Below are 5,147 nucleotides of genomic sequence, written 5' to 3'. Positions count from 1 at the left end.
CTGCAAGCTCAAGCCCTTCTGAAATTGGATCGGGTTTTGTGCCATCAGCGCTTCTCCAGAAACTTGCGATGGCCTCAGTATGCGCCGTCTCAGCACTCGCAGGCTGAGATTCGTAAATAATCAGGTGTTCCCAAGCGGCATCAAGCCCGTAGTGGTCGACGATGAGCCAATCCGGCTTGGCGATGGCGGCGCCGGTTACTGGACAAGTGTCAAACTTTGGTTTTTAGGATAACGGCCCTGGCGCCACCCTCAAAACCCCACCCGCTCCAAAAACGCCAGCGCGCCCCAAAACCCCTCGCCCTTGTTCTTATGCCCCTGCCAGACCTCGGGGATGAATTGCACGCCGGGGGCGTGCTGATTGAGTTTATCCTTGAGCAGGTCAAAATCCACATCGCCCTCGCCGATCTGCACGCCTTCGCCGTCGACGCCCTTGGCATCGACGATGTGCAGATGCACGGTATACGGCAGGACGATGTCGAGAAACCGGCCGAAATCCCACTGATAGTAGTTACAGGCCATCATCGAGTGGGAGACATCCAGGCAGATTTTATGGCCATTGCGGGCGCAGAAGGCGGCGATCTCCTCGGCATCGACAAACAGATTATGGTGGCTCTGACCACCGAAGTGCCAGGGGAAAGGCGGCATGGTCTGGATCGCCAGCTCGACCGGGGAGAGATCCACCTCGGCCAGTGAGTCGGCGACGCGCTCGTAGAGGGCGGCACGCGCCTCCACCGGCAGAAAGCCGTGCGGCGTCCAGCCGCCGGCGTTAACCACCAAGGCGGGCTTGTGGGTTTTGGGGAAGTAGTGGCGCAGGGCGTCGGCGATGGCAACCACGCGCTTGAGCTCGGCGATGGAGTGGCGCCGATAGGCGGCGTCGTCACTGGCCAGATCGAGGATGTGATCGCCGGCGAACAGCTCCGGGCTATGCACGGCAAAGCCCAGGGATTGCGGGGCGCCCAGCGCTTCGGCCAGGTCGATGTCGAGATCGTGGTAGCTGAGATGAAACTCGACGAAATCCAGCTCCATCCCTTCCGTCAGGGTCTGGTAGTCGTGATAGCGCGCCGGGATGCCATAGGGGCGCGCGAAGCGATAGGCGCTCTTTTTGGCCGAGGTCGGGTTGAGGTCGGAGGGGAAGAACAGATCCCCAGCCTGAAAATCCCGCTGGGCGCGCTGGCCGACCAGTTCCTCCAGGCGATTGGGCTGCAAGCCCTGGCCGGGGCTTTTCACCGCGATCATGTCGCGTTGAATCACCGCCCCGCGCGGCAGGTCGCGGGTGATCACCAGGCTCTTGGCCAGGTTCTCGCGGTTGATCAGCTCGCCCTGGGTTAGCTCGCGCACCCCACCCTGCCCCATCGCTTCCTCGACGGCACGGATCTGGCGCACCATCTCGGCGAATTCCTCCGGCAGCAGGCTGACCTTGTGGTCGTTGCCTTCCATGCCGCGATCGACGGTGAAGTGCTTCTCGATGATGCGCGCGCCCAGTGCCACGGCAGCGACCGGGATGGCGATGCCGCGTTCGTGGCCGGAGTAGCCGATCAGAGCGCCGCTCAGTTGTTTCAGCCGCGCCAGATAGCTGAGGTTCACGTCCTTGTAGGGGGTGGGATAGGTGGAATTGCAGTGCAGCAAGGCGAAGGGCACGCCTTGGCGGCGCAGCAAGGCCACCGCGCCTTGAATCTCGGTCTCCTTGCTCATGCCGGTCGAGCAGATCAGCGGTTTGCCGGTAGCGGCCAGGGCATCGAGCAACTCGTTGTTGGTCAGATCGGCGGAGGCGACCTTATAGCCTTCCAGGCCGGCGTTCTCCAGCGCGTGCAGGCTGGCCAGATCCCAGGGCGTGCACAGCGGCAGGATGCCGCGCGCGCGGGCATGGTCGAACACCGCGCACAGGTCCGATGGCGAGAGCTGAAAGCGGTTGAGCAGATCCAGGGTGTATTGCGAACCCAGATCATAGCCGGCCTCGGCGTTTTTGCCCTGGTTGGAATAAAGCGTGGTGAGATCGCGCATCTGGAATTTGACGCAATCAGCGCCGGCCTCGATGGCCAGATCCACCAGCCGCTTGGCCAGGGCCAGGTCGCCATTGTGGTTGTTGCCGACCTCGGCGATGATGAAGGCGGGGCTGTCCTCGCCGATCACCCGCTCGCCGAGTTGAAAGCCTTCGGCGGCGCGCCGCGCCAGAGCGACGAAGCGGCCCAGGTCATCGACTAGCGGGATGATGTCGCGCTTGTGGTCGAAATGGGTGGCAATCTCCGCCGGGGCCTCGGTGACCGGGCGGGCGACGAAGGCGCGATTCATCACCGCATCGACCGGCTGGCCGAAGTCCAGCTCGGCGGCGGCGGTGATCCAGCGGCGCACGTCGCCGTCGCTGACCGCGCCGATCAGGGTGCCGCTGTCCTCGACCACAAAGACAATGCGCGCCTGGTTGTCGTTGATCCGCTTGAGCGCATCGAGCAGGCTGTCGCCGGAGAAAACGAGGAAATCCTTGATCTTTTTTTCGATGCGCATGGCGCTCTCCTGGGGTGGCGTGCGGCCAGCAACGGCCCTAATCGTTCAGTGTTCGTCGTCGGGTACCAGACACCATCAAGGCCTGCTTCGAACCACATATTTCCAGGCCTCGCGGGCAGACTCCCGATAGCGCCTGGCCAGATCGCGCACCCGTTCATCGAGACCCTGCTTGCACAGCTCCTGATACGCCTCGTTCGACAGCGAATCGACCTGGCGCGCTTGTGGCGCCCGCGCCTGCTCATCGACCAAGTGTTTGAAGTTCATCGTCGCTTCACCTCCGTTAGATTGTTGCGATACAAGTCATAGGGAGCGATGGGCACATCCAGCGCCTCCATGATGCTCCCGCTGCGATAACGCAGCCCGAGCACATCATGCCAGAACAGCCAGGGATCGCGCTCATAGGTGCCAGCGGTCGCATCGATCAGGATGCGCGCACCCGTCAATTGGCGGGCATACTGCGGCGGTGTCGCAATCTCCGCGCACCATACAAAGCGCGGTAGTTCCAGCCGCGTCAGCACATCTTTGAGCACGGCGTTCATGTGTTGATGGGTCTGAAGCTCGCGTTTCAGCGAGCGGTTCGACGTCAAATAGATCCGCAGCACAGCCGGTTCGTCGATAGCAAGGGCGCCCGCCTTCAGCAGCCCCAACACCCGTTCATGCACAATACTGGCGTTGAGGTACATCTTCTCGGACAAGGGCACAATCACATGATCGAGATCCGCAAAACCCGCCATGTCGCTCGTCCCACCCCCCCGCGACAGCCGACTGTAGGGCAAGCGATTATCGTCCACAACGATCAAGTCGTCGATGAAATCGGAGTGGAAACTCCAATCCGTTGCCGCTGAAAGCGCTGCCTCATCAACCGGGCCATGGCCTATGATGGTGACGGCGTGTTGCCTCCCGGTCATCGCCGCGACCATCGGGATGCCCGACTCAATGTAGGAGAACAGGGCGCGGAAGAACTCAAGCTCGCCTAAGGTATCCTTACTGAGCACCAAGGGAAAAAATCCATTCGCCGCAAGCAAGTCGGAGACTTGCGACAAATCCAGTCCTTCCGACGGCACCCGTCGTCCCAGACCCGGCGGCGTCTGCTCCGCAATCGACCCAATCGAGCGCCGACAATACTCCGGATACTTAAAGCCGTAGTAATTGACAATCGTCCAGACCGCGACATGGGCACAGACAGCGATATCCGTATCCTGCGCCATCCACGGGAAAACCCGCTTTGGCAGCGGCGTACCCGCCAGATGGGCCGTCATCTCCACGCCGAGCAGGTACGCACGCTCCCTGTCGATCAGATACGCGGGGTCGAGTAAGGCCCGACCACAGCTGTCGATGCGCGAATCGCGCACCACATAACTCCCGATATACTGCTCGTCGGTGAGATCCGTCCCGGCAAACAGATGCAGGCGAATGCAATCTCGTGCCGGCGGCCGATGTTTCTTGGCGTAAAAAAGCGCAAACACGCTTGAATGATCAAAATCCCGATAAGGCGATTCTAGCAGCACCGCGCGGCAGGTCAGCCCCAGCCGCTCTTTCAACTCGCCGATCAGCAACCCATGCTCCGCCTCGGGGAACCGCTGCGCTAACGCCTGCCCAAGGCGGTCGTAATCCCCAAGCTCGGCGATCTCAAGAAAGCGGTAGTCGATCATCTTTGCTCCTAAATCCTATCCAAGAACTCAACGATCTCGCTGGCACAAGGCCCTCGCCCTCGGTTACTAAGATGATACCCATGGCGCTCTCCTGGGTAGCGAAGTCGCGCTAGGACGCGAGCGAATTAGACTGGCGGGCGGCCAGGCAGCGGGCGACTGCCTCCCAATCCGCCGGTTCGTCGATCTCCAGCGCGCTGTCCTCGGGCATCTCGTGGATGCCGATGCGCCCGCCGAGGCGGCAGCCCTGTTGCTCGAGGATGGCGCGGCGGGTGATGTAGAAGGCGCCGTTTTCCATCAGGGTGCCGGGAAAGTCCTGGCGGCGCGGGCGCTGGAGGGGATTGTAATTGATCGGGGTGGCGTCATCGCGCCAGAAAAAGCGCTTGGTGCGCACGGCGCTGAGCAGGGCGTCGAGCCGCTCGCGCGCGAAGCGCTCCAGTGCGGTGTCGAGGTCCTCGGCGCGCAGCAGCGGCGAGGTGGCCTGGATGGTGACCAGCCGCTCGAAGCGCACCTGCTCCATGAAGTGCAGCATCACCGCTTCGGTCGAGGCCGCGTCGGTGGCAAATTCGGCTGGGCGCTCGATGAGCTGGACACCCAGGTTCAGGCCCTGGACGACGGCGGCGATCTCGGGGCAGTCGGTGGAGACAAAGACGGCGTCGATGTGGGTGGCGGCGGTGGCGGCCTCCAGCACCCAGGCGCATAGGGGTTTGCCGGCCAGGGGCTTGATGTTTTTCTTGGGGATGCTTTTGGAGCCGCCGCGTAGGGGGATGAGGGCTACTGTGGTCATATAAAACTGTCAATTGGAACCTGTTGCTGCGGTGCGCGTTTGATTCAATTCCTTTCACACTCAGCAATTAATTCGACTCTAACCTGAATGGTACTAATTTAAGGCATAAACAACTGAAAAAGAAAGGCAGATGTTCACAGTTACAACGGGGTAGAGTGGCCGTGTGATCCCACCATCAGCCCGAGGAGTCTCACGAATGAGAGATGCGCACT

4 protein-coding genes are annotated in these 5,147 nt (G+C 61.6%); all 4 read right to left on the bottom strand.

All coding sequences use genetic code 11. The features are described from left to right. Nucleotides 1–249: 249 nt before the first annotated feature. The gene (locus CKO36_RS18495) at nucleotides 250–2,499 is read right to left on the bottom strand and encodes an N-acetylneuraminate synthase family protein (protein ID WP_200286383.1); all 2,250 of its coding nucleotides are present in this window, start codon (nucleotides 2,497–2,499) and stop codon (nucleotides 250–252) included. Between the two features lie 75 nt (nucleotides 2,500–2,574). Next, nucleotides 2,575–2,763 carry a hypothetical protein gene (locus CKO36_RS18490; protein WP_200286382.1) on the bottom strand — a complete coding sequence of 63 codons (189 nt, stop codon included), beginning with the start codon at nucleotides 2,761–2,763 and terminating at the stop codon, nucleotides 2,575–2,577. Further along, on the bottom strand, nucleotides 2,760–4,151 hold the full coding sequence (locus CKO36_RS18485) for a hypothetical protein (protein WP_200286381.1): 1,392 nt from the start codon (nucleotides 4,149–4,151) through the stop codon (nucleotides 2,760–2,762). Before CKO36_RS18485 ends, CKO36_RS18490 begins: the two co-directional genes overlap by 4 nt. A gap of 109 nt (nucleotides 4,152–4,260) precedes the next feature. After that, on the bottom strand, nucleotides 4,261–4,935 hold the full coding sequence (locus tag CKO36_RS18480) for an acylneuraminate cytidylyltransferase family protein (protein WP_200286380.1): 675 nt from the start codon (nucleotides 4,933–4,935) through the stop codon (nucleotides 4,261–4,263). Nucleotides 4,936–5,147 lie beyond the last annotated feature (212 nt).

Origin of the sequence: Rhabdochromatium marinum (assembly GCF_016583795.1) — a bacterium.
GTDB lineage: Bacteria > Pseudomonadota > Gammaproteobacteria > Chromatiales > Chromatiaceae > Rhabdochromatium > Rhabdochromatium marinum.
This window is presented reverse-complemented; position numbering and strand designations above follow the sequence as displayed.